This is a genomic window from Neoaquamicrobium sediminum, from assembly GCF_013240295.1.
Classification (GTDB): Bacteria; Pseudomonadota; Alphaproteobacteria; order Rhizobiales; family Rhizobiaceae; genus Aerobium; species Aerobium sediminum.
In genome coordinates this window covers 1,090,456-1,115,552 of record NZ_JABETK010000002.1, presented here as the reverse complement: position 1 = coordinate 1,115,552, position 25,097 = coordinate 1,090,456, and the positions used below count along the sequence as shown (strand labels likewise).

Annotated in this window: 19 protein-coding genes, 1 tRNA gene and 3 pseudogenes; 17 read left to right on the top strand and 6 right to left on the bottom strand. The window is 64.2% G+C overall.

Annotation, left to right across the window (positions count from 1 at the left end; genetic code table 11):
* Window position 1 precedes the first annotated feature (1 nt).
* Window positions 2-649, top strand: a complete 648-nt coding sequence (locus HK436_RS17385) for a protein-L-isoaspartate(D-aspartate) O-methyltransferase (RefSeq protein ID WP_173191786.1) — start codon at window positions 2-4, stop codon at window positions 647-649.
* Between the two features lie 111 nt (window positions 650-760).
* On the top strand, window positions 761-2,383 hold the full coding sequence (locus tag HK436_RS17380) for a peptidoglycan DD-metalloendopeptidase family protein (RefSeq protein ID WP_173191784.1): 1,623 nt from the start codon (window positions 761-763) through the stop codon (window positions 2,381-2,383).
* A gap of 93 nt (window positions 2,384-2,476) precedes the next feature.
* Here the strand turns inward: HK436_RS17380 and HK436_RS17375 are convergent, their stop codons facing one another.
* Window positions 2,477-3,352, bottom strand: coding sequence for an ATP-binding protein (locus tag HK436_RS17375; protein ID WP_173191782.1), 876 nt, complete (start codon window positions 3,350-3,352; stop codon window positions 2,477-2,479).
* Window positions 3,353-3,532: 180 nt separating this feature from the next.
* On the opposite strand from HK436_RS17375, the gene yajC reads away from it, so the two are divergent.
* The 7 genes from yajC to HK436_RS17340 all read left to right on the top strand — a co-directional run bounded on the left by yajC (window position 3,533) and on the right by HK436_RS17340 (window position 11,878).
* Window positions 3,533-3,871: a preprotein translocase subunit YajC gene (gene yajC, locus HK436_RS17370; protein ID WP_173191781.1), complete on the top strand. Its 339-nt coding sequence runs from the start codon at window positions 3,533-3,535 to the stop codon at window positions 3,869-3,871.
* Window positions 3,872-3,923: 52 nt separating this feature from the next.
* Window positions 3,924-6,482, top strand: coding sequence for a protein translocase subunit SecDF (gene secDF / locus HK436_RS17365; RefSeq protein WP_173191779.1), 2,559 nt, complete (start codon window positions 3,924-3,926; stop codon window positions 6,480-6,482).
* Between the two features lie 10 nt (window positions 6,483-6,492).
* Window positions 6,493-6,882 (top strand): Mth938-like domain-containing protein, encoded by a 390-nt coding sequence (locus tag HK436_RS17360; RefSeq protein ID WP_173191777.1) that lies wholly within the window; start codon window positions 6,493-6,495, stop codon window positions 6,880-6,882.
* Between the two features lie 14 nt (window positions 6,883-6,896).
* A complete protein-coding gene (locus HK436_RS17355) occupies window positions 6,897-7,730 on the top strand; it encodes a phytoene/squalene synthase family protein (protein ID WP_312860684.1) in 834 nt (277 codons plus the stop codon).
* Between the two features lie 82 nt (window positions 7,731-7,812).
* Window positions 7,813-8,250 carry a hypothetical protein gene (locus HK436_RS17350; RefSeq protein ID WP_173191775.1) on the top strand — a complete coding sequence of 146 codons (438 nt, stop codon included), beginning with the start codon at window positions 7,813-7,815 and terminating at the stop codon, window positions 8,248-8,250.
* Window positions 8,247-9,206 (top strand): sterol desaturase family protein, encoded by a 960-nt coding sequence (locus tag HK436_RS17345; RefSeq protein WP_173191773.1) that lies wholly within the window; start codon window positions 8,247-8,249, stop codon window positions 9,204-9,206. The genes HK436_RS17350 and HK436_RS17345 overlap by 4 nt, the downstream gene beginning before the upstream one ends.
* 131 nt (window positions 9,207-9,337) lie before the next feature.
* Window positions 9,338-11,878 (top strand): membrane-bound PQQ-dependent dehydrogenase, glucose/quinate/shikimate family, encoded by a 2,541-nt coding sequence (locus tag HK436_RS17340; RefSeq protein ID WP_173191772.1) that lies wholly within the window; start codon window positions 9,338-9,340, stop codon window positions 11,876-11,878.
* Window positions 11,879-12,175: 297 nt separating this feature from the next.
* Here the strand turns inward: HK436_RS17340 and HK436_RS17335 are convergent, their stop codons facing one another.
* From HK436_RS17335 to HK436_RS17325, 3 genes and pseudogenes are all read right to left on the bottom strand, one after another.
* On the bottom strand, window positions 12,176-12,598 hold the full coding sequence (locus tag HK436_RS17335; protein ID WP_173191770.1) for a VOC family protein: 423 nt from the start codon (window positions 12,596-12,598) through the stop codon (window positions 12,176-12,178).
* 227 nt (window positions 12,599-12,825) lie between these two features.
* Window positions 12,826-14,249: pseudogene (trmFO, locus tag HK436_RS17330) on the bottom strand (methylenetetrahydrofolate--tRNA-(uracil(54)-C(5))-methyltransferase (FADH(2)-oxidizing) TrmFO).
* 194 nt (window positions 14,250-14,443) lie between these two features.
* Window positions 14,444-14,584, bottom strand: a complete 141-nt coding sequence (locus HK436_RS17325; protein ID WP_173191768.1) for a DUF1127 domain-containing protein — start codon at window positions 14,582-14,584, stop codon at window positions 14,444-14,446.
* Window positions 14,585-14,738: 154 nt separating this feature from the next.
* Between HK436_RS17325 and HK436_RS17320 the strand changes: the two genes are divergently transcribed.
* From HK436_RS17320 to tig, 4 genes are all read left to right on the top strand, one after another.
* Window positions 14,739-15,941 carry a DUF2157 domain-containing protein gene (locus tag HK436_RS17320; RefSeq protein ID WP_312860622.1) on the top strand — a complete coding sequence of 401 codons (1,203 nt, stop codon included), beginning with the start codon at window positions 14,739-14,741 and terminating at the stop codon, window positions 15,939-15,941.
* Complete coding sequence (locus HK436_RS17315; protein ID WP_173191766.1) at window positions 15,938-16,516, top strand: GDYXXLXY domain-containing protein; 579 nt, start codon at window positions 15,938-15,940, stop codon at window positions 16,514-16,516. The genes HK436_RS17320 and HK436_RS17315 overlap by 4 nt, the downstream gene beginning before the upstream one ends.
* A 157-nt stretch (window positions 16,517-16,673) precedes the next feature.
* Window positions 16,674-16,758: transfer RNA gene (locus tag HK436_RS17310), tRNA-Leu, on the top strand.
* A gap of 84 nt (window positions 16,759-16,842) precedes the next feature.
* Complete coding sequence (gene tig / locus HK436_RS17305) at window positions 16,843-18,327, top strand: trigger factor (RefSeq protein ID WP_173191764.1); 1,485 nt, start codon at window positions 16,843-16,845, stop codon at window positions 18,325-18,327.
* A gap of 366 nt (window positions 18,328-18,693) precedes the next feature.
* Here tig and phaC read toward each other — a convergent pair.
* A pseudogene (phaC, locus tag HK436_RS17300) lies at window positions 18,694-20,525 on the bottom strand (class I poly(R)-hydroxyalkanoic acid synthase).
* 115 nt (window positions 20,526-20,640) lie between these two features.
* Between phaC and HK436_RS17295 the strand changes: the two are divergent.
* The 3 genes and pseudogenes from HK436_RS17295 (at window position 20,641) to HK436_RS17285 (ending at window position 23,695) form a co-directional block, all read left to right on the top strand.
* A complete protein-coding gene (locus HK436_RS17295) occupies window positions 20,641-21,045 on the top strand; it encodes a hypothetical protein (protein ID WP_173191762.1) in 405 nt (134 codons plus the stop codon).
* Window positions 21,046-21,115: 70 nt separating this feature from the next.
* Window positions 21,116-22,332, top strand: a pseudogene (locus HK436_RS17290) (LL-diaminopimelate aminotransferase).
* A 49-nt stretch (window positions 22,333-22,381) separates the two neighbouring features.
* Window positions 22,382-23,695, top strand: coding sequence for a homoserine dehydrogenase (locus tag HK436_RS17285; protein ID WP_173191760.1), 1,314 nt, complete (start codon window positions 22,382-22,384; stop codon window positions 23,693-23,695).
* Between the two features lie 9 nt (window positions 23,696-23,704).
* On the opposite strand, the gene HK436_RS33055 is transcribed toward HK436_RS17285, so the two are convergent.
* Window positions 23,705-24,475 carry a LytTR family DNA-binding domain-containing protein gene (locus HK436_RS33055; RefSeq protein ID WP_173191758.1) on the bottom strand — a complete coding sequence of 257 codons (771 nt, stop codon included), beginning with the start codon at window positions 24,473-24,475 and terminating at the stop codon, window positions 23,705-23,707.
* Between the two features lie 113 nt (window positions 24,476-24,588).
* Between HK436_RS33055 and HK436_RS17275 the strand changes: the two genes are divergently transcribed.
* Window positions 24,589-25,083 (top strand): DUF2306 domain-containing protein, encoded by a 495-nt coding sequence (locus HK436_RS17275; protein ID WP_173191756.1) that lies wholly within the window; start codon window positions 24,589-24,591, stop codon window positions 25,081-25,083.
* The last annotated feature ends 14 nt before the right edge of the window (window positions 25,084-25,097 follow it).

The following is a 25,097-nucleotide window of genomic DNA, read 5'->3' as shown; positions in this document are numbered from 1 at the left end:
CATGGACGAGGCGGAACGCGAGAAGTTTGCCGCCTTCCTGCTGCGCATGCGCGCTGCCGGCTTTACCGACCGGGGCCTGATCGCGGCTTTCGAGGCAACTCCGCGCGCCAGTTTCGTGCCGGCGCAATGGCGGGCCGATGCGTGGTCCGAACGCATGGTGCCGATCGAATGCGGCGAGGCGATCGAGGGGATCGACCTGCAGATGCGCGCGCTTGCAGCACTCGACCTGCAGCCCGGCTGCCGGGTGCTCGAGATCGGTACCGGGTCGGGTTTCACGGCCGCGGTGATGGCGCGGCTTTCGGCGCGCGTGCTCACCCTCGACCGGTTCAAGACGCTGGTGCAGCTCGCCCGTCAGCGCCACGAGGCGCTGGGCATCTCCAACGTGCTGGCGCGGCAGGCCGACGCGGCCAACGGCGCGCCTGCCGAAGGGCCGTTCGATCGCATCATCGCGTGGGCTGCCTATGAGGAACTGCCGCGCGGCTTTGTCGACCAGCTTTCGACAGGCGGAATCATGGTCGCCGCAATCGGCCCGGCCGAGGGCGTGCAGGTCATGGAAAAGCTCGCCAAGCTGGGCAGCCGCTTCGAGCGGACGGAAGTCGCCCAGGTGCGGCTGCAGCCAATGGCGACGGGTGTGGCCGCCGCACTTTAAGTTGCAAATACCGCGCGACCTGAAATTTGCCGTATTCGGTTTAACCGACCAGTAACATTAACGCGCTTTAATCAAGCCTGTCTTTGGTATCGAGTAGCGCGGGTTGGTTTGATGCGTATCGGAGTTTCAGGCACATATCGGCGCACCCTGGCGCGCGGCGCCGCGGTGCTTCTCATCGGCGGCACGGCTGCGGGCTGCAGCTCCGACGTCAGCCGTTTTCAGGATTCGATCCTCACGGGTTCGGCTCGCCAGCAGCAGATCGCGCCGGTCAATCAGCCCTATCCTGGCGACACGGCGCAGCTCGATCAGACAACGACCGCCTCGATAGCGCCGGCACGGCGCGGCAGCGGGATTCTGAATCGCTTCGGCAGGGCGCCGCGTCCGGACGGTGACGTTCGCAGCGGTGCCGCGCAGGTCGCGGCCACGCCGATGCACAGCACCTGGCAGCAGCAACAGCCGACTTATGCCGCTCCTGCAGCCCCCGCTCCGCAGCCGGTCGTCCAGCGCGCCAGCCTCGACACGACCGCGACCGGCAGCACCGCACCGGCGCCGCAGCCTGCTGCGCCAGCCGTCCAGCCTCCGGTCGTGCAGGCTGCCCAGCCGGTTCCGGCTGCTCCGCGCCAGCCCGAGATAGCGTCGCGCGACAACGAGGGTGGCTGGTCACGGGCAGGGGGCACGCAGGTGCCTGTCCGCCAGGGCGAAACGGTCTACAACCTCTCGCGCCGTTTCGGCGTGCCCGTCGATGCTATCCTCAAGGCGAACGGGCTTTCGAGCGCCGACGCGCTTGCCGCAGGCCAGCAGGTCATCATCCCCACCTATGTCCATTCGGCGAAGGCGCCGGTCAGCGCGCCAGACGCCAACAGCAATGTGGCGGATGCCCGGTCCTCGACGGGAAGCCGTTTCGACGTGCCGAACGATCGCGTCCCGGTTCCCGGCAAGGCGCCAGCCGAGCGGCTGGCGGTGTTGCCGCAGCAGCCCAAGCTCAAGGAAGAGCAGCCGGGTACGCAGACAGCGGCCAACGACACGCAGCGTGGCGCCGCGAACGGCCGCAGCTATACCGTCGCGTCCGGCGATACGCTCAATGCGATCGCGCGGCGAACCGGTGTTAGTGCCGAGGCGCTGAAACAGGCCAACGGCCTCTCCAGCGGCCTGATCCGCATCGGCCAGACGTTGACGATCCCGGCAGCCGGCGCTCCGGTCCAGGTCGCGCAGCGTACGGACCAGACCACGACCGGCACCGTCAAGCCATCCGCGCCCGAGCCGGTGGCGGCCTACACGCCGCCCAAGCAGGCGCAGCCGGCGGAAAAAGTCATCCAGCAGGCCTCGCTGAACCCGGAAAGCGCGCCCGATGCCACCGGTATCTCGCGCATGCGCTGGCCGGCGCGGGGCCGTGTCATCTCAGGGTTCGGCGGTTCTTCGGGTGGCAAGAAGAACGACGGCATCGACATTGCGGTGCCGACGGGCACATCGGTGCGCGCCGCCGAGAACGGCGTCGTCATCTATGCCGGCGACGGGCTGAAAGAATTCGGCAATACCGTGCTGGTGCGTCACGAAAACGGCCTGGTGACCGTTTACGGCCATGCCAGCGAGATCAACGTCCAGCGCGGCCAGAAGGTGCGCAGGGGCGAGGAGATCGCCAAGGCCGGCATGAGCGGTTCAGCGGATACACCGAAGCTGCACTTCGAGGTGCGCAAGGACTCCGCACCGGTCGATCCGGCCGGCTATCTCGAATAGAACTCGCGAGACGACGCGGTCCGTTTCGTCTCCAGTCCGGACCGTTCGCTTACGCCCGCCTTACGAGGCGGGCGTTTGTTTGGTGCCTCGCCGCTAGTCGAGCCGTTTGCCGAGCCGGCCTGCGAGGTCCTGGGTGAACTGCCAGGCAACACGACCCGAGCGGCTGCCGCGCGTGGTGGCCCATTCGAGCGCGTCGCGGCGCAGTTCTTCCGGATCGATATCGAGACCGTAGTGGCGCACATAGCCATCGATCATCGCCAGATAATCGTCCTGCGAGCATTTGTGGAAGCCGAGCCATAGGCCGAAACGATCGGAGAGCGAGACCTTTTCCTCGACCGCCTCGGCCGGATTGATCGCCGTCGACCGCTCGTTCTCGATCATGTCGCGCGGCAGCAGGTGGCGGCGGTTCGAGGTCGCATAAAAGATGACGTTGGTGGGCCGGCCCTCGACCCCGCCTTCCAGGGCTGCCTTCAGCGACTTGTACGACGTATCGTCGTGGTCGAACGATAGGTCATCGCAAAACAGGATGAAGCGGAACGGGGCAACCTTGAGGATGCTCATCAGCCGCGGCAGCGTGTCGATGTCCTCGCGGTGGATTTCGATCAGCTTCAGCGGTGCTTCGCCGTCGGCGCGGTCGCGGTTGATCGTCGCATGGGCCGCCTTGACGAGCGACGACTTGCCCATGCCGCGCGCGCCCCACAGAAGCGCATTGTTGGCCGACAGGCCGTCGGCGAAACGGCGCGTGTTGTCGATCAGGATGTCGCGCACACGGTCGATGCCGCGGATCAGCTCGATCTCGACGCGATTCACATGCGGCACGGGTTCCAGCAGGCTGCGCTCGGCAGACCAGACGAAGCAATCGGCCACCGTCAGATCTGTCGCGGCCGGTTCGCGAGGGCTTAGCCGGGAAACGGCTTCAATGAGGCGATCGAGCTTTTGTTCAAGCGTTTCAGGCAGTTTATCGGTCATTTCTGCTGTCTTTTCATGCTATGCGGTCATCGACATCGCCTAGCACGGGCGTCATGGGGGAAAAGCCATGCAGGGCCGGGCGGTTACAGTTGCATTGGCGCAGCCAGCGATTATATTCCGGCCAGCTTCACGGGGGCCGGCTCGCCGGTCCCTTCGCGCATTTGTCTCAGGAGTTTGACCATGTTCGTTACCCCGGCATACGCCCAGGCGATGGGCGGCGGCCCCGATGTTTTCATAAGCATTTTGCCGTTCGTCCTCATCTTCGTCATCATGTATTTCCTCATCATCAGGCCTCAGCGCCAGCAGATGAAGCGGCGCGGCGAAATGCTGGCGGCCGTGCGGCGCGGCGATACGGTGGTGACTGGCGGCGGCCTCATCGGCAAGGTGACCAAGGTGATCGACGACAACGAGCTCGAGATCGACCTGGGCGGCGGCAACAAGGTGACGGCGCTGCGCTCCACCATCGCCGACGTGCGCGTTAAGGGCGAACCCGTCGCCAACCAGAACGCCAAGAAATAACCGTATTCGGGACGGAAGCGGTTCTTTTTCCGTCTGACCTGGACGTGACCTGATGCTCTATTTCTCGCGCTGGAAGACGATTGCGATCTGGCTGACCGTGCTCATCGCATTCGTTGCCGCCGCGCCGAACGTGATCCCGCAGTCGACACTTGCCTCGATGCCCGACTGGCTGCCGAAGCGCCAGCTCACGCTTGGCCTCGACCTGCAGGGCGGTTCGCATATCCTGCTGCAGATCGACCGGGACGACATGATCGCCGACCGGCTGGAGACAGCGCGGGACGATGTGCGCATCGCGCTGCGCGACGGGCGCATCGGCTATACGGGGCTGTCCAGTGCCGGGCGCAGCGTTCAGGTGCGGGTGCGCGACGCGGACCAGATCGATGCTGCCAAGCAGGCGGTGGCGAGCCTGATAGAGCCGGTTTCGTCCGGCCTCTTCGGCGCGGGCAGCGTGACAGAGCTGGCGCTGGAGGAGCCGGAACCCGGCCTCCTGCGGTTCACACTCACGGATGAAGGCATCGATTACCGCCTGTCGACCGCGCTGTCGCAGTCGGTCGAGGTGGTCAACCGGCGCGTCAACGAGCTTGGCACGACCGAACCCATCATCCAGCAGCAGGGTAACGACCGTATTTTGGTGCAGGTGCCCGGTCTCGACGACCCGCAGCGCCTGAAGGACATTCTCGGCCAGACGGCCAAGCTGACCTTCCAGATGGTGGACCAGTCGATGCCCGCGGCAGAAGCCGTGCAGGGGCGGCCGCCTGCGGGCACCAAGGTGATGTATTCGACCGACGATCCGCCGGTTCCCTACATCATCGAGAGCCGGGTGATCGTGTCGGGTGAAAACCTGGTCGATGCGCAGACGAGCTTCGACCAGCGCACCAATGAGCCGGTCGTGTCGTTCCGCTTCGACAATCAGGGTGCGACGCGCTTCGGGCAGGCCACACAGCAGAACGTCGGCCGGCTGTTCGCCATCATCCTGGATGACCAGGTGATCTCGGCGCCGCAGATTCGCGAGCCCATCCTCGGCGGCTCGGGGCAGATTTCCGGCAATTTCACGGTGCAGACCGCTAACGACCTCGCGGTGCTGCTGCGCGCCGGTGCGCTGCCGGTGGACCTGAACATCATCGAGGAGCGTACGGTCGGACCGAGCCTCGGCGCCGACTCGATCGAGGCGGGCCAAATCGCGGCGATCATCGCGGCCGTTCTGGTGCTCGGCTTCATGACGTTCGGCTACAGCACGCTCGGCGTCATCGCCAATCTCGCGCTGATTGCGAACATGGTGATGATCATCGCCATACTGTCGGCGCTCGGAGCGACGCTGACGATGCCCGGTATCGCCGGCATCGTGCTGACGATGGGTATGGCGGTCGATGCCAACATCATCATCTTCGAACGCGTGCGCGAGGAGCGGGCGAACGGGCGTTCCCTGATCCAATCCATGGATGCGGGGTTCCGGCAGGCGGTATCGACGATCGTCGATGCCAACGTGACGACCTTTATTGCCGCTGCGATCATGTTCTATGTCGGAACCGGACCGGTGCGCGGCTTCGCCGTGACGCTAGGCATCGGTATCATCACCACGGTCTTCACCGCCTTCGTGGTGACCCGCTGGATGGTCGCTTTCTGGATTCGCACGCGCAAGCCCAAGGACCTGCCGAAGGGGCTCATCTCCTTCATTCCGGAAGTCACCAAGTTCCGGTTCATGTTCCTCCGGAACTTCAGCTTTGCCGCATCGACCATACTGTCGGTGCTGGCGATCGTGCTCTTCTTCACCGTCAGCATGAATTATGGCATCGACTTCCGCGGCGGTTCGATGATCGAAGTTCAGGCGAAAGCCGAAGCGGCCGATGTCAGTGACGTTCGCGGGCGGCTGGAAACGCTGAACCTCGGTGAAGTCCAGGTGCAGGAATTCGGCACGCCGCGCGAACTGCTGATCCGCATTGGCACCCAGGGCGGCGGCGATACGGCGGAACAGTCGGCAATCCAGCTCGTCCAGGATGAGCTCCAAAACGACTACGACTTCCGCCGGGTCGAGGTGGTGGGGCCGACGGTCTCGCAGGAGCTGGCGCGCGCCGGTACGATCGCGGTCGTCATCTCGCTGATCGCGATGCTGGTCTATATCTGGCTGCGGTTCGAATGGCAGTTCGCCATCGGCGCCGTCGTGACGACGATCCACGACGTCATCATGGTTGTGGGCTTCTACGTCGTGCTGGGGCTGGAGTTCAACCTGACCAGTATCGCGGCGGTTCTGACGGTGGTCGGCTATTCGATCAACGATACGGTTGTCGTGTACGACCGAATCCGCGAGAATCTGCGAAAATACAAGAAGATGCCGATCGCCGAGCTGATCGACCTGACGGTGAACCAGACGTTGTCGCGTACGGTCATGACCGGCGTGACGACGCTGCTGGCGCTGATCGCGCTGTATCTCTTCGGCGGCGAGGTCATCTCCTCCTTCACGCTGGCCATGATCTTCGGCATCATCATCGGCACCTACTCCTCGGTGTTCGTGGCGGGGCCGATGCTGATCCTGTTCAAGCTGCGCCCGGACATCTTCGGGTCGGAGGCCGAAGCACCCAAGGCAGACGCCACCGCTACGCCCACAAAGGCCTGAGCCGGACGGAATGAACAGCGGCATCATCATCCGCGACGCCCACTATCCCGGGCGTGCGTCGATCGAAGCCTATGGGAATGGCGGCTTCCGCTTTGCCGAGATGTCGCATCGCGGCTCGATCCTGTGCCTGCCGTCCGGCATCCATGGGTGGGACCCGACCGATGCGTCGGGTCTTGGCGAGGACGACTTCAAGGCCGTCGTCGAGCAGGCAGCGGAGATCGACATCCTGCTCGTCGGCACCGGCATCGAGATGCGGCCATTGCCGGCCGCGTTGAAAGCGATGCTGCGCGAGGCGGGCATCCACGCGGACCCGATGTCTACGGGATCGGCCGTGCGGACCTACAATGTTCTTCTTGCCGAAGACAGGCGGGTCGCAGCCGCGCTGATCGCCGTCGATTGAGATGACGGGCGAGAATACCGACGCGGACCTTTCAGCGCTTAGGCAGGGCGACCCCGATCGCTACCTGTCGACGCTCTACGCGCCTGCCGACAAGCGCTGCTGCGCTGGCCGTTATCTACGGCTTCAATGCAGAGATCGCCGGCATCCGCGACCGTATCCACGAGCCGCTGCCGGGCGAAATCCGCATCCAGTGGTGGCGCGACGCGCTTGCAGGCGGTGCGCAAGCGACGGCCGGCCATCCGCTCGCCTCGGCGCTCTCGGACGTCATCGCCCGACACAGCCTGCCGCTGGATGCCTTCGACCGCTATCTCGAAGCGCGCGTCTTCGATCTTTACGACGATCCGATGCCCAGCCGCACGGACCTCGAAGGTTATTGCGGCGAGACGGCCTCGGCCCTCATTCAGCTTGCGGGGTTGGTGCTTGCGCCAGAGGCTGCTGCCGGTTTCGCCTCGGCCGCCGGCCATGCCGGCTGCGCTCAGGGGATTGCCGGGTTGTTGCGGCTGCTGCCGCTGCATCGGTCGCGCGGACAATGTTACCTGCCTGCGGATGTTCTGGCTGCAGCCGGAACAAGCCGCGAGGATTTCCTCGCCGGCAGCGACCGGGCTGGGACCGCGCGCGCGATTGCGGCGATGGTTGCGCTCGGCCGCGAGCATGCGGCGCAATTTGAAGCGGAGGCGAGGGGCATGCCATCCGCGCTGCGGCCGGCCTTCCTGCCTGCCACGCTGGCGCCAGCCTATCTCGATCGGGTGGCCGCGCTCGGTGATGAAGCGGCCACGCAGCCGGCGGACATTTCGGCGTTGCGCCGCCATTGGACGCTGCTGCGCCGCGCGATGCGCGGTTGGGGATAGGTGGTAATTCCCTCTTTGACGTCGTGTCGCTCGCCAAGCTAGCATTCTGCGTGGAGCCGGGCTCCGGGAGGGAATGCACAGGATGAGCCTGACGCTGCTCGTCATCATCGTCGTTGCCGGCATCGCGGCCGTCGTGATTGCCGTGCACCTGACCGGCGGCAGCGCTCGGGCGCAACTGGACGGCCAAGAAGCGGCGCGAAAGCGCTTTGCAGAGGATTTTCCCGATCTCGTTCCTGCGTCCGTCTGGCTGACCAAGGATCGGTGCGCTGCGATCCTCGGCCTGAATGGCGGCCGGATCGGGATCGTCCACGCGCTGGGCGGTAAATTTCTAACACGACTGGTGACCGCCGACGATCTTGTCGGCACGCCGCGCGCGAACGACGCTATCGTGAGGGTGCGATTGCGCGACTTCACATGGCGAGGCGGTGTCCTGGCCTTCGACGATGTGGAGGAGGCGAGGGCGGTTGAGTCCGCGTTCGCCGCGCTGCGTAAGGCCGCGCTTTGGGAGAAGGACCGATGAACGAATACCAGTTTCCGGCCGTCACGCAGCTTGCGATACCCTTTTTCGTCGCCGCCATCCTCATCGAGCTGTGGCTTGTGCGCACCGGGCGCGCGCGTGGCGAGTTCGAAACGCGCGACACGCTGACCAGCCTGCTGATGGGCACCGGTAATGTCGTTTCGGGCCTCCTGCTCGGCATCGTCTCCTACACCGCATTGCTGTGGCTGTGGCAGTTCCGGTTCTTCGACCTCGGCCTATCGGTTTGGGTGTTCGTTGTCGCCTTCCTGCTCGATGACCTGCGCTATTACTGGTATCACCGCATCGCGCATCGCGTGCGCTGGGTGTGGGCGGAACACGTCAACCACCACTCCAGCCAGCACTACAATTTGTCGACGGCGCTGCGGCAGTCGTGGACCGGTCTGTTCACCGGCATGTTCGTGCTGCAGGCGCCGCTGGTGCTGCTGGGTTTCCACCCGGCCGTCATCGCCTTCGTGTTCGGCTTCAATCTCGTCTGGCAGTTCTGGATCCACACCGAGACGATCGGCAAGATGTGGAAGCCGATCGAGCTGGTTTTCAACACACCGTCGCACCATCGCGTGCACCATGCCACCAATCCGCGCTACCTCGACGCGAACTATGCCGGGACGCTCATCATCTGGGACCGCATGTTCGGCACCTTTGTCGAGGAACTCGAGGAAGATCGCCCGCGCTATGGCATCGTCAAGAACATCGGCACCTTCAACCCGCTGAAGGTGGCGTTCCACGAATGGATCGGCATGGTCAGGGATGCGCTGTCGCCCGGTCTGACGGTCCGCCAGCGGCTTGGTTATCTTTTCCAGCCGCCCGGCTGGAGCCATGACGGCTCTCGCGATACATCCGAAAGCCTGAAGGCGGCCTATGTGCGCCGCAATCCTGCCGAGGCGGGGAAGCCGGGATTGCCTTCGTCAGCGGCGGTTTCCGCTTCGTCAGCCGATTGAGCCACGCAAGGTCGCTTGTCTGTCCACAACCTGGCGCTGCGATAGACATCACCGGATGAGCGGCGTAATTGCATGCCCCATGGGAGGGAATGCAGTGCGCGCCTGCGCGCGCCAAACTGAAAGGTCGACTGATGGCTGACGCAACAGTCCAATCGCGATGGGCCGCCTGGCCCGTCCTCATCATCTCCCTCGTCATGCTTGTCGGTGGCGGCTACCTACTGATCGGTGGCATTCAGCTCATCTCGCTCGGCGGCTCCTGGTATTTCGCGATTGCCGGGGCCGGACTGCTGCTTTCGGCGTGGTTCCTTGCGCGCAACCATGTTCTCGGCCTCTATCTCTTCCTGCTGGTGTTTCTCGGCACGATTATCTGGGCGATCTGGGAGGTCGGGCTCCAGTTCTGGCCGCTGGTTTCGCGCCTGGTCGCGCCGGCCGTGCTGGGCATCCTCATCTTCCTGGCAGCACCCTCGCTGAAGCGCGGCGGTGGGCGGCCGGGCCGCACGCCATCCTACGTCGCTGCCGCTCTGCTGGTTCTGGCGCTTGCAGCCACCGGCTATCGCGCCTTCCAGCCGGTTCCGTACGTGGCCGCGACGGGCGCGCCGGAAGTCGTGGCCGAGAGCGCGGACGTGCCGGAAAACTGGCAGCACTACGGCCGCACGCCGGCCGGCACGCGCTACTCGCCCTCGGACCAGATCACGCCGGCCAATGTCGGTGAGCTCGAGGTGGCCTGGGAGTTTCGCCACGGCGACTTCCCCGTCAACGAGACCGGTTCGGGCGCCGAAGACCAGAATACGCCGATGCAGGTAGGCAACACCGTCTATGTCTGCACCGTGCGCAACGTTGTCCACGCGCTCGACGCCGATACCGGCGAGGAGCGCTGGAGTTTCGACCCGCAGGCCGAATCGCCGCTCTGGCAGCGTTGCCGCAGCGTCGGCTACTACGAATCGACCGGCAACATCTCGGCTGGCCTGCAGACGATCCGCGATGCCGAGGCTGCGGAAGAGGCCGCAGCCGAAGCCGCCGAAGCAGATGCTGCCGAGGAACTCGCCGAAGGCGAGCAGCCGGCACCGGAAGGTGAAGAACAGGCGGCGGTACCCGCCCCGGCCGAGCCGGAGGAGACCGAGGTCGCCCAGCAGACTGATATCTGCCAGCGCCGCATCGTGCTCTCGACGATCGACGCCCGGCTGATCCAGCTCGACGCCGAAACCGGCGAGCTATGCCCGCAATTCGGCGAAAACGGCACGGTCGACCTCAAGGTCGGCATGGGCGAGGTGCGCCCCGGCTTCTATTTCCAGACGTCGGCGCCCACGGTCGCCAACGGCATCATCGTCATCGGCGGCTGGGTCGTCGACAACGTCGCTGTCGGCCTGCCTTCGGGCGTGGTACGCGGCTTCGATGCGGAAACGGGCGAGCTCGTCTGGGCCTGGGATCTCGGCAATCCCGACATCACCCGCTTCCCGCCGGAGGGCGAGACCTACACGCGCGGCACGCCGAACGTGTGGAGCACGCCTGCCTTCGACGCCGACCTCGGCCTCGTCTATCTGCCGACCGGCAATGCGACGCCCGACTTCTACGGCGCGCATCGCTCCGAGCGCGCGGAGGAGTACACCGCCGCAGTGGTCGCGCTCGACATCCAGACCGGCCGTGAGCGCTGGCATTTCCGCACCGTCAACCATGATTTGTGGGACTATGACGTGCCGTCGCAGCCCGCGCTCTACGACATTCCGGACGGGCAGGGCGGTACGCGCGCGGCGCTGATCCAGACGACCAAGCGCGGCCAGATCTTCGTGCTAGACCGCGAGACGGGCGAGCCCGTGTTCGAGGTCGAGGACCGGCCGGCGCCGCAGGGTGCGGTCGAAGGCGACTGGACAGCGGAAACACAGCCCTATTCGGTCGGCATGCCGACAATCGGGGCCGATCCGCTGACGGAAGCGCGCATGTGGGGCACGACGCCTTTCGACCAGCTCTACTGCCGCATCGAGTTCCGCAAGATGCGCTACGACGGCGATTTCACGCCTCCGGGGATCGAGCCGACGCTGCAGTGGCCGGGTTTCTACGGTGGCATGAACTGGGGCAGCTCGTCGATCCACGAGCCGACCGGCTATCTGGTGTTCAACGACACCCGCTCGCCGCACCGCATCCAGCTCGTTCCACGAGAGGAGGCGGACCGTGCGGACGCGCGCAGCTCGCATGAAGGGCTTTCCGGCCAGCTCGGCACGCCTTATGGCGCGGCCAAGGTCACCTTCATGTCACCGCTCGGCGTTCCCTGCCAGGAGCCGCCTTACGGCACGCTGACTGCGATCGACCTGAAAACCCAGCAGATCGCCTGGCAGGTGCCGCTCGGCACGGTCGAGGACAACGGTCCGTTCGGCATCAAGATGGGTGTGCCGATGCCAACGGGCATGCCGACCGTCGGCGGCCCGGTGACAACCGCCTCCGGGCTCATCTTCTATGCCGGCACGCTCGACTACAATATCCGGGCGTTCGATCTGGCGACCGGCAAGGAGGTGTGGAAGCACCGGCTGCCGGTGGGCGCGCAGACCACGCCGCTGGTCTACACCTCGCCTGAAACGGGCAAGCAGTACGTCGTCGTTTCGGCGGGCGGTGCACGGACCTCGCCGGAGCGCGGCGATTACGTGATCGCCTTCGCACTGCCAGACGCGGCCGGCGAATAAAGAAATCGTGGCGGCGCATCGCGCGATGCACCGCCACTCTAAAGCGCGTCGCTGCCGATGGTATTCAGATAGGAGCTCTATACCTGCGCCGCGTCGATTCGCATCGAACACCTCAGCGACGTCATCCTCGGGCTCGTCCCGAGGATCTACTGCTCTGACAGGTTGGCAGATCCTCGGGACGAGCCCGAGGATGACGTCGTCGATATGAATCCGCGAACGCGCAACACGCTTTAGGTTCTTGTTTTCACGCATGTCTTTCCCCGAACCCGGTTTCCACTTTCGGGAGACATGCTTTGACTAGAGGCCGAACTCGACGAGCCCGCGGTCATCGATGCGCCATGCCGGGTTCCAGGCGATTTCCCAGGCGTGGTCGTCCGGGTCCGCGACATAGCCACGGAAACCGCCATGCGGCGGTGCGTCCGCCTTACGCAGAAGTCGGCCGCCGGCTTCCAGAAGCTTGTCCATGACCGGAACGACGTCCTCGCGCTCCGTCACGTTGTGCGCCAGCGAGAACGCGCCGGGCGTCAGCAGACCGGGGCGGTTCATGTCCGTTTCCAATGATGCCTTCGCGAAGGTGCCGAGGACCAGGCCGTTCATCTGGTAGAAGATGATTTCCTCGTTTTCGAACACGGGTGTCCAGCCGAAGCCGTCGACGTAGAAACGGCGCGATCTCGGAAGATCCTTGATGCCGATGGTGATGACGGAAATCTGTTGTTGCATGTTTCAAGTCCCTACCTTCGCCGATGCACCATGCATCGGCGTTCAAGGTCTTGGGACTCGGCGCCCGAGGGCGAAGGCCAGGACCCGCTTTCGCGGGGGCCGGGCTAACCGCACCGGCCTTTCCTTTTTCGACAGTCAGGAACTAGCAGCCGGCCTGCGGCGCATCAACGGCGGTTAGTGCTGCAAGCTGCCTGCTCCTGACAGTTGCTGCCTCGTCGATCGTCTGCTTACTCGGCCGCTTCGGCTCTTGGCGAAGCGCCCAGCCACGCGCGGCAATCCGCAAGTGCGCGGGCCGACATGGCCTTTTTCTTGGCGATCGACTTGTCCTTGCCGCGGAACCGGCCCTCGAAGTCGTCAGGCCTGAGCTTGGTACCGGGCTCAAGCGGAGGAAAGAGGCCGAAATTGACGTTCATCGGCTGAAACGACCGCTTGCCCGGTTCGTCGTCGGAACTGATGTGGCCGCCGGTGATGTGGCCGAGCAGCGCGCCGAAGGCGGTGGTGACCGGGGAAGGGCAGGTTGCCGCCCGAGACGCTCGGCTGCGGCGAAGCGGCCGGCCAGCAAGCCGATGGCAGCGCTTTCCACGTAGCCTTCGCAGCCCGTGATCTGTCCCGCGAAACGCAGGCCGGGGCGCGACTTCAGCTGCAGCGTGCCGTCCAGCAGGGTGGGGGAGTTGATGTAGGTGTTGCGGTGCAACCCGCCAAGACGCGCGAACTCGGCGTTTTCGAGCCCCGGAATGGTGCGGAAGATGCGCACCTGCTCGCCGTGCTTCAGCTTCGTCTGGAAGCCGACCATGTTGTAGAGCGTGCCGAGCGCGTTGTCCTGCCGGAGCTGCACGACTGCGTAAGCCTTGACTGACGGATTGTGGGCGTTGGTGAGGCCCATCGGCTTCATCGGGCCATGGCGCAGGGTTTCGGGACCGCGCTCGGCCATCACCTCGATCGGCAGGCAGCCATCGAAATAGGGCGTGCCTTCCCATTCCTTGAATTCGGTCTTGCCGCCTTCCAGCAGGGCGGCGATGAAGGCGTCATACTGCGCCTTGTCCATCGGGCAGTTGACATAGTCCTTGCCGGTGCCGCCGGGGCCGACCTTGTCGTAGCGCGACTGGAACCAGGCGACGTCCATATCGATCGTGTCGAAATGCACGATCGGCGCGATGGCGTCGAAGAAGGCGAGGGCATCCGCGCCGGTTTCCGCGGCAATGGCTTCGGCGAGAGACGGGGCGGTCAAGGGGCCGGTCGCAATGATGGTCTTGTCCCATTCGACGGGAGGCAGGCCCGAAACTTCCTCCCGCACGATCGTGATCAGCGGATGCGCTTCGAGTTTTGCCGTCACGGCATCCGAGAAGCCGTCGCGATCGACTGCGAGCGCGCCGCCGGCCGGCACCTGGTTGGCGTCGCCGGAAGCCATGATGAGCGAGTTCGCAAGCCGCATCTCGGCGTGCAACACGCCGACTGCGTTGGTCTCGGCGTCGTCGGAGCGGAAGGAGTTGGAGCAGACGAGCTCGGCCAGCCCCTCCGTCTTGTGCGCGTCGGTGCCGCGTACCGGGCGCATCTCGTGCAGGATGACGGGCACGCCCGCCTGCGCGATCTGCCAGGAAGCTTCTGAGCCGGCGAGGCCGCCGCCGACGACGTGAACGGGTTCGATTGTCATGAAGGGGAATTAGTCCGGGGACGCGGCGAATGCAAGGATCGGGCCCTTGCCTATCTGCGCGCAAAAAACACCCGCCGGGGGAGGAGGTCCGGCGGGTGTCTTTATGGTGGCCCTCGACTGGGAGGAGGTAGTCTCGGGCCGTATCCGTCAGGGTCTGGGAGGAGGTAGACCCTGGCGAAATTCCTGAATTCTTTTTAGACCGACTTGCGGGCGACGAACGGGATGTCGCCGCGGGCAATGCCGAGGTCGTTGAGTTCGCGGTTGGACAGGCGGCTCAGCTCGTTGACGGTTTCACGGTAGCGGCGCCAGTTGCGGTAGTTGCGGACCAGGTTCATTTTGTCACCTATAAGCGTTTCTTCGAGTTCATTTGTTCTTGCGATGGTTGGAAGATAGTCGCGCCCGATCGGCTTTTGAAGTGACGATGCTGCATAGCACCAATGCGTTTTGTGCAATGCAACATTAATGGATTTAAGCCTATGCGGCGGAAGCGTGGCCGATCTGTCTATGTTGCCGGAATTCGGGCACAATTCGCGCTGCTTGTGCCTCGATACGGCGGCGCGTATCCTGCCGGCTAAGGAGTGGCCGATGGCGTCCTATGCGACCAAAGTCAAACGCGACATCGCGCGCTGGCGGGAAGCCGGCATGATCGATGCCGCAACAGCCGATGCACTTTCGCTTGACGTGGAGCGAAACGGCGGTGGAACCATCTCGTTCGGCTCCATCCTGTCGATGATGGCCGCGGCGTTGTTTGCCGCCGCGATCCTGATCTTCATTGCAGCGAACTGGGAAGCGATTCCCCGGCTGGCACGGGTGGCGATGCTGTTTATCGTCATTGCTGCCGGCTATTTGGGCGGTGCGGAAATGAAACTGCGCGGTCGCGAAGCCTTCGGCGAGGCGGCGTGGGTGGTGGCTGCGGCCGCGTTCGGCGCGTCGATCGCGCTCATCGGTCAGATGTACCATATGTCCGGCGACGAGAGGCAGGCGATCTTCGTGTGGTGCGCGGGCACGGCGCTTGCAGCTGCCGTGCTGCGTTCGGGCGCGCTGACGATCGGCGCGGTGCTTCTCGGTGGGGCATGGATGGTCATGCACGCGGTCGACGACTGGGCGCTGCAATTGCCATCTGCCTATCTGGCGGTCGCGGCCGTGCTTTATCTTCTGTCGTTCTGGACACGCAGCGCGCCGGCGCGGCATCTGGTGCTTCTGTCGCTGTTCCTGTTCGCAGCCTTTCTTTATGCGCGCGACGAGACCTTCGTTGTGCCAATCGTGCTGATTGCGCTCAGCGTTGCACTGTTTGCGTTTGGCCGGCTGCAACCGACCCAGGCCGAGCGGATGCTGAGTCTTGGTTCGGCACTGCCGGTTCAGGCGCTGGTCGGTTTTCTCACCGGTGTCGGCATCATGCAGGTGGAACTGATCGACGAGCAGGGTTTCCTGGCCGTGTCGATCGTGGCTTTCGCGGGTATCATTATCGTTCTGCTGCTGGCCGGGCGCGAAAGCAGGACCCTGCGCTGGCTTGCCTATGCGGCCTTCATCTTCCAGATCTGCTTTATCTACCTCGTGATGCTGGGCACTATGCTCGGTACCGCTGGCTTCTTCGTTGTCGGCGGGCTGGTGCTTTCGGCGCTCGCGTTCGTCATCACGCGGCTGGAGCGGCGGCTTTCCGGCCCGCAGGTCGTTGAAGGAGAGTGGCTGTGAACCGCCGTACGCTCTTTATCGCCGCCGGCGCGGTTGCCGCGCTGCAGATCGGATTTCTCGCCTCGATGATCGCCGGCCGCGCGTCGATCCTGCGCAACGGTCAAGAGGTGTTGCTGTCGGTCCAGCCGGTCGACCCGCGCGACCTGCTGCGCGGCGACTATGTCACCATCGGCTACAATATCTCGTCCGTACCTACCGAGCTGTTCGCCGCGCGCCTACAGGATGAGCGCAACGGCCGCGACCGCACCGTCTTCGTGCGGTTGAAACCCGGCGAGGACGGCATATGGGAAGCGGTCGGTGCTCGCTACGACGAGAAGCCGGAGCCCGCGCCTGCCGACGGCGAACTCGACATCAGGGGCATTGCCACATCGTCCTGGTATGACGAGGCGACAGTGATCAATGTCAGCTACGGCATAGAGCGCTTCTACGTTCCCGAAGGTGAGGGGCGGGCGATCGAAGGCAATCTTCGCGAGCGCGCCTTCACCATGACAGTGGCCGTCGCAAGCGACGGCGCCGCACAGATCAAGTCGCTGCATGACGGCGAAACGATGCTCTACGCAGAGCCGCTTTATTGACGCCTTGCCGCTGCGCTTTGCCGGCTCCGATAAGGTTGTCTGCGCGGTCCGGCCGAAACCGGCAAAAAATAGCCGTCTTTTGCGGCAATTTTCCTTTGAACCCTTCGCACCCGGTGATATAGAACCACGCGCTTTCAAGGGCGGAAGGGCCCGTGAAGCGGGTGTGGTGGAATTGGTAGACACGCGGGATTTAGGTTCCCGTGACGCAAGTCGTGAAGGTTCAAGTCCTTTCACCCGCACCAGAGCCACTCCCCGGCCAAGAGTTTGCAGCGGTCAGGACGGCAGTATGCCGCTCCGGCGGCGTCGATGAAGACAAAGGTTTTGAGATGCAGGTAACCGAAACGCTGAACAATGGGCTGAAGCGCCAGATCAAGGTGACCGTGCCCGCCAAGGACATGGAAGCACGGCTCATGGAGCGGCTCTCCTCGGCGAAGGACAAGGTCCGGATCAACGGCTTCCGGCCTGGCAAGGTGCCCATGCAGCACCTGCGCAAGATGTACGGCAAGTCCTTCATGGCCGAAGTCGTCAACGAGATATTGTCGGATTCTTCCCGGTCGATCCTCGACGAGCGCGGCGAAAAGCCGGCCATGCAGCCAGAAGTCACCATGACCGAGGACGAGAAGGAAGCCGAGAAGATCCTGGCCGGCAATGCCGATTTCGAGTTTTCGCTCGATTACGAGGTTCTGCCGCCGATCGAGGAAAAGGATCTTTCGTCGCTCAAGATCAGCCGCCTCGTCTATGACGTGCCGGAAGAGGAAGTGACCGAGCAGGTCGAGCGCGTCGCCGATTCGGCGCGCAGCTACGAGCCGAAGAAGGGCAAGGCCGCGAATGGCGACCGCGTCACCTTCGATTATCTCGGCAAGATCGACGGAGAAGCCTTCGAGGGCGGTGCGGCCGAGGATTCCGATCTCGTGCTCGGCTCCAACCAGTTCATTCCCGGCTTCGAGGAGCAGCTCGTCGGCGTCAAGGAAGGCGACGAGACGACGATCACCGTCACGTTCCCCGAGCAGTATCCCGCCGCCCATCTGGCCGGCAAGGAAGCCAAGTTCGACATCAAGGTGAAGGCGATCGCCGCTCCCGGCAAGCTGGAGATCAACGACGACGTCGCCAAGCAGCTCGGCCTCGAAAGCGCCGACAAGCTGCGTGAGATCGTGCGCGGCCAGATCGAGAGCCAGTTCGGCGCCGTCACCCGCCAGAAGGCGAAGCGCCAGCTTCTCGACGCGCTCGACGAGGCCTACAAGTTCGAGGCGCCGTCCAAGCTGGTCGAAGCCGAGTTCAACAACATCTGGGCCCAGGTGAACGCCGATCTCGCGCAGGCCGGCCGCACCTTCGAGGACGAAGAGACGACCGAGACCGAGGCGCGCGCCGAATACCAGCGCCTTGCCGAACGTCGCGTCCGCCTCGGCCTCGTGCTTGCCGACATCGGTGAGAAGGCCAGCGTGCAGGTTTCCGACGACGAGCTGCAGCGCGCGCTGTTCGAGCAAATCCGCCGCGTTCCGCAGAGCCAGCAGCAGCAGGTCTACGACTTCTACCGCGAAAACCCGCAGGCGCTCGCCAATATCCGTGCGCCGCTGTTCGAGGAGAAGGTGGTCGACCACCTGCTCGGCGTCGTCTCCGTCGACGACAAGAAGGTCTCCAAGGAAGAGCTTCTGGCTGACGACGAGGAAGAGACTGCAAAGTCCGAGAAGAAGCCGGCCAAGAAGGCTTCGAAGGCCAAGGCCGCGGACGCTGGCGACGACGCCGGCGAGACCGAAAAGAAGAAGGCCGCGCCCAAGAAGAAGGCTGCAGCCAAGGACAAGGACGCCGAATAACCGGCGCTGTCATCCGACAATGAAAAGGCCGCCTCCGGGCGGCCTTTTTCGTTTCAGGGCCGCATGAAAACGAGGCAGGACGTTGCAGCTTGCCTCAACCCACCTCGAAATGAGGTTTGGTCGAATGGTCAGGTCACGTGTTTTTCCGTGGCCCCCGTGCCAGATGTGCTGTTCCGGCATGGATCCTCGGGTCAAGCCCGAGGATGACGACATTGAGAGTCGTGACAATCGCCAGCGGACACGAACTTGGTAGGTCACTTTTCCGGTTCGTCATCCTCGGGCTTGACCCGAGGATCCATGCCGGAATGGTGAATAAGTCGCCGCATTCCAAGGAACGGGGCTGCAGCCATAGCCGACGGGCAGCGCCTACACCCGCACCCGGACGTATTCGCCCGGTGCATCGGCGATCGGTTTCAGCTTCGTGCCGCCGGGCTTGCGCGCCTTGCTCGTGCTGGCGTCCTGCTTTTCGATCCAGGCTTGCCAGTGCGGCCACCACGAGCCGGGATTCTCGGTGGCGTTGGCGACCCAACCTTCGAAGTCGCCTTCCGGCTTGCCGCCGGTCCAGTGCTGGTACTTCTTCGCCGCGGGCGGGTTTACGACGCCTGCGATGTGGCCGGAGCCGGCCATCACATAGTCGACCTCGCCGCCGAAGAAGCGGCAGCCGAGGAACACCGAGCGGGCCGGGGCGATGTGATCCTCGCGCGCGGCGAGGTTGTAGACGGGGATCGTCACATCGGCCAGCGACAGGGTGCGGCCGGCAAGCTTCATCTTTCCCTGGATCAGATTGTTTTCGAGATAGCAGTTGCGCAGGTAGAAGGAGTGGTTTGCCGCGCTCATCCGCGTGGAATCGGAGTTCCAGTAGAGCAGGTCGAACGGCATCGGCTCCTTGCCGCGCATGTAGTTGTTGACGACATAGGGCCAGATGAGATCGCCGGCGCGCAGCATGTTGAAGGCCGTCGCCATCTTCGTGCCGTCCAGAAAACCCTTGCCTTCCATCGACCGCTCGAGCGCTGCGATCTGCTCCTCGTCGACGAAGACCTTAAGGTCGCCGGCATAGGTGAAGTCGACCTGCGTGGTGAAGAAGGTGACGGATTTGATCCGCTCGTCGCCCTCGCGCGCCATCAGCGCCAGGGCAGCCGCCAGCAGCGTGCCGCCGACGCAATAACCAATCGCGTTGACCTCGCGCTCGCCGGTCGCTTCCTCGACCGTGTCCAGCCCGAACTGGATGCCTTCGCGGATATAGGCCTCCCAGTCCTTGCGCCCGTGGCGCTGGTCGGGGTTGACCCAGGAGATGACGAAGACCGAATGACCCTGTTCGACCGCCCAGCGGATGAAGGATTTCTCCGGGTTGAGGTCGAGAATGTAGAACTTGTTGATCCAGGGCGGACAGATCAGCAGCGGGCGCTTGAGCACCTTGTCGGTCGACGGCTCGTACTGGATGATCTCGGCGACGTCGCTGCGCGCGATCACCTTGCCGGGGGTCGTCGCGATATTCCTGCCGACCTCGAAGCTGGAATTATCGGCCTGCCTGAGCTTGAGGTCGCCATGGCCGGCGGCGATGTCCTCGGCCAGCATCTTCATGCCGCGCACCAGGTTCTCGCCGTTGCTCGCCACCGTCTCGCGGAAGATTTCCGGGTTGGTGAGCAGGAAGTTGGACGGCGAGATCGCCTGGGTGATCTGCCTCACGTAGAACTGCGCCTTGTGGCGCGTGTGGTCGTCCAGCCCCTCGCGTGTTCCACCAGGTCGCCGGCCCAGCGAGAGGTGACCAGATAGGCCTGCTTGATGAAGTCGAAGAAGGCGTTCTGGCCCCATTCCGGGTCCTGGAAGCGCTTGTCGCCCTTCTCGGGCTTCACGGCGTCCTCGATTTCGGTGTCGTTCATGCGCCGGATCGCGTTCGACCAGACATCCATATAGCCGGAGAAGAGCCTCGTCTGGGCCTCGAGCGCGCGGGCGGGATCGGAGAGCCAGTATTCGGTCAGCTTGGAGAAAGTCTTGACCATGTCGGTCATCGGCTCGGCCATGGTGTCGCGCACTTCACCCTTCTCGCGCGGTCCGGTCCATGCGGCGGCAGCCTTGCCGGCTTCTTCTACGGCGCGTGCAAGGTTGACGGCAAAGCGTTCCGGGTCCTTGACCAGATACTGATCGACCGAAGAGTGTTGTTTTTTCTGGTCGCTGCCCGAATCGTCGCTTTTGGCCATGCTATACGTCCGTCCTCCCTGGAGCGTTTTGTTGACACAATACCATGGGACCCAAGGGCAGCATACCGCTGGTGCGTGTCGGCCCGAGCATCTATAAGTGCCATAAGGTGGAAGAATGACAGCGCGGCGTATCCTCGACATTTTTGCATTCGGCGGCGCCGCTATGGCGATTGCGCTTGCCGGCTGCACGACAACCAATTTCGCCGATGCGGTGCCGGAGGCCGCGCTGCAGCCGCAACCCGCCGCCGCCGACACGCAGTCGGCCGCAGGCATGGCACCCGCCGATACGGGGCCTGCTTTTTCGCAGCCCGGCACCTATCCCAATCTCAATATCATACCCAAGCCCGCCGCATCCCAGATCACGTCGCGGCAGAGGTCCGAAACCGCGAGCGAACTTCGCGAAAAGCGCGCGCAGGTGGCGGCGCAGGGACGGGGCTCCGCGCCGAACAGCAGCGCCGAGCTTCGCCGGCTGGGGCGCAGCCACGCAGCCGAGGCCCTGCGCGAAATCGAAGGCGAGTGACGCTATCGACCGATTCCCCAAACGGGTGTATAGGCCGCGTCCTAACGCCCCCATGCAACGGGATCTCCCCATGGAAGAGTTTCACAAGGTTCGTCGGCTACCGCCCTACGTGTTCGAGCAGGTCAATCGCCTCAAAGGCGCGGCACGAGCCAATGGTGCCGACATCATCGACCTTGGGATGGGCAATCCCGACCTGCCGACGCCGAAATCGATCGTCGACAAGCTTTGCGACGTGGTGCGTGACCCGCGTACGCACCGCTACTCGTCGTCGCGTGGCATTCCCGGTCTGCGGCGCGCGCAGGCGGCCTATTATGCCCGCCGTTTCGGGGTGAAGCTCGACCCCGAGCGGCAGATCGTTGCCACGCTCGGCTCCAAAGAAGGCTTCGCCAACATGGCGCAGGCGATCACCGCGCCGGGTGATGTCGTTCTGTGCCCGAACCCGACCTATCCGATCCATGCGTTCGGCTTCATCATGTCGGGTGGCGTTATCCGTTCGATGAAGGTCGAGCCGGACAACGATTTCATCCCCGCGCTGGAACGCGCCGTACGGCACTCGATCCCGAAGCCGTTGGCGCTGATCCTGAACTACCCGTCGAACCCGACCGCGCATGTCGCCTCGCTCGACTTCTACAAGGACGTCGTCGCCTACGCGAAGAAGAACGACATCATCATTCTGTCCGACCTGGCCTATGCGGAGATCTATTTCGACGGCGCGCCACCGCCGTCCATTCTGCAGGTGCCGGGCGCTCTTGATGTCGCAGTCGAGTTCACCTCGATGTCCAAGACCTTTTCCATGCCCGGCTGGCGCATGGGCTTCGCGGTCGGCAACGAGCGGCTGATCGCGGCGCTGACGCGGGTGAAGTCGTATCTCGACTATGGCGCGTTCACGCCTATCCAGGTGGCCGCGACGGCGGCGCTGAACGGCGACGGCTCGGACGTCGATGAGGTGAGGGGGTCTACCATCGTCGTCGGGACGTGATGGTGGATGCGTTCGCGCGTGCGGGCTGGCAAATCCCGGCGCCGGCAGCGACGATGTTTGCCTGGGCGCCGATCCCGGAATCGTTCCGCCACCTCGGTTCGCTGGAATTCTCCAAGCTGCTGGTCGAGAAGGCCGATGTCGCGGTCGCGCCCGGCATAGGCTTTGGCGAACATGGTGACGATTTCGTGCGCATCGCGCTGGTCGAGAACGAGCACCGCATCCGTCAGGCCGCCCGCAACATCAAGCGTTTTCTCGGTTCTGCCGGGGAGGCGCCCGACAACGTGGTCGCGCTGAACGCCAGGCGCTGATCGCGATAGCCGACCGAACTGACTGCCGAATATGAAGGATGCCGGGGGCATGAGCGAAGCATTGCGTGTTGGAATTGCCGGGTTGGGCACCGTCGGTGCCAGCGTGGCCCGCGTCCTTGCCGAGAAGGCCAGCGAACTGACCCGGCAATGCGGCAGGCCGATTGAGGTCACCGGTGTTTCGGCACGCACGCGCGGTCGGGACCGCGGTGTCGACCTTTCGGCCGCGCAATGGTTCGACGATCCCGCTGAGCTTGCCGCCTGGGACGGCATTGACGTTTTCGTCGAGCTGATCGGCGGCGACGAGGGGCCTGCGCTGGCTTGCGTGACCGCGGCGCTGGAAGCCGGCCACCACGTGGTGACGGCCAACAAGGCGTTGCTGGCCCGCCATGGCCTGGCGCTTGCCAAGATCGCCGAGGCGAAGGGCGTGCTGCTCAACTACGAGGCGGCGGTGGCTGGCGGTATCCCGGTCATCAAGACCATGCGCGAAGCGATGGCCGGCAATGCGGTCACGCGTGTGTTCGGCATTCTCAACGGCACGTGCAACTACATCCTGACGCGCATGGAAGCCGAAGGCATCTCGTTCGAGGACTGCCTCAAGGACGCGCAGCGGCTGGGCTATGCGGAGGCAGACCCGACCTTCGACATTGAGGGGCACGATACGGCGCACAAGCTGGCGATCCTGACCAGCCTTGCCTTCGGCAGCCGCATCTCGGCCGACGACATCTATATGGAAGGCATTTCCAATATTACCCAGGCCGATATCCGCGCAGCGGGCGAACTCGGCTATCGCATCAAGCTGCTGGGCGTCGCGCAGCGCACGGAGAGCGGCATCGAGCAGCGGGTGCACCCGACGATGGTGCCGACGGCGTCCGTCATCGCGCAGGTTCACGGCGTGACCAACGCAGTGGCGATCGAGACCGACATTCTGGGCGAACTGCTTCTGTCCGGTCCTGGCGCCGGCGGTAACGCGACGGCGTCGGCGGTTGTCGGCGACGTGGCCGACATTGCCAAGGCGAGGCCCGGTTTCCAGCATGGCCCGGTGTTCGGCCGGCCGGTCAAGGAACTGACGCCTTACAAGAAGGCGCGCATGCGCACCCATGAGGGCGGCTATTTCATCCGCCTGACGGTGCATGACCGTACCGGCGTCTTCGCCGCCATCGCCAAGCGCATGGCGGAGAACGAGATTTCGCTGGAATCGATCGTCCAGCACGCCAACGGCGCGAACACCGAGAGCCAGAAAACGGTGATCCTTGTCACGCACGAGACTACGGAAGCGGCCGTGCGCAAGGCCGTCGACGCGGTCACCAAGGACGGCCACCTCGTCGACAAGCCGCAGGTCATCCGCATCGAACGGGCGGCCTGAGCCGAGGGTTCAGGCGAGCCCCGCGTCCTTTACCGCGCCGATACGGTTGCGGCTGACCGGCAATTCGGCGCCATCAGACATGCGCAGAATGAGCCGACCGTCGCGACGCGTGGTTCCGGTGACCGCGTTGCTGGCTACCCAATAGGACCTGTGGATTTGCAGGCCTTCGACGGGCGCCGTCTCGTCGACGGCGTCCGACATGCGCATGAGGATGAGTTCGGAACCCTTGTCGGTCACGACCTCCACGTAGTGATCCTGCATGGAAAGATAGAGCAGCTTGCCGCGCAGCCGGGGCTGCAGCCTCTCGATCAGCTTTGGCCGTTGGGCGCTGGGTTGCGCAGGCGCCGGCGCGTGCGCCAGTCGCGCGGAGAAGAAGGCTATCACGCCGGATGACACCGCGGCGATGGCCATGACGTAGAGGGTCAGCGGCAGCAGGAATACCACGTCCGTGCCGTAGACGAGGCGGTTCAGCACCCAGACGAAAAGGGCGACCGGAACCCCGGCCATTGCGCCGATCAGCGCGAAGCCGGCAGGACCCGGCCGCTTCGCGAAGATGGCTTTTTCCAGCAGGGATACGACGGCGAAGCCCAGGAAGTAGGTCGAAACGACGATTGCCGCCCAATAGGCGAGCCTCGCGGGAAGGCGCAGGCTTTCGTAGGTGCCGAACGGCCCGACCATTCCCAGAACGAGTGCTGCGCCGGCCAGCGCCGCCCATGGCAATGGCGACGCCGCGACGCGCTGCATTTCGCGCATCGTGAATTGCAGTGCGTTGTCTCTCACGAAGCAGATCCGGCCTTTGACGAAGTTCGATTTGAGGAAACGCGGTCGCGGCGGGCAGGTCAAGCGTGGCGCAGGGACGAACCTGCGACGAACCGAATACAAGGACCTGATCCATGACCCTCGCACCGCTTCAGAACGCCAGCTTCGCCATACAGATTCATGTTGCCATTGCCGTGTTGGCTTTCCTGCTCGGCGGCCTGGTTCTTTTCAGGGCGAAGGGTGACAGGGCCCACCGCATGGCTGGAAAGATCTGGGTCGTGCTGATGCTTGTCGTGGCCATCACGTCCTTCTTCATTCACACAATACGGCTCGTCGGCCCGTGGAGCCCAATCCACCTGCTTTCGATTATCACCTTGTGGTCCCTGTATAGCGGTATCCGCGCGGCGCGACGCAAGCGCATCCTGGAACACCGACGAACGATGCAGAGCCTCTATCTTGGTGCGCTGGTCATTGCAGGCGGTTTCAGTTTCCTACCGGGCCGGATCATGCACGAGGTGTTCTTCGACGGACCTCATCCGTGGATGGGAATGAGCCTGGCGGCGGCGATCGCGGCGGTTGTGCTCTGGCTCGCATGGCGCAGCTTCCTTGCGCGGCGTCTTTCCGCGTGACCGGGCCTGTGAGT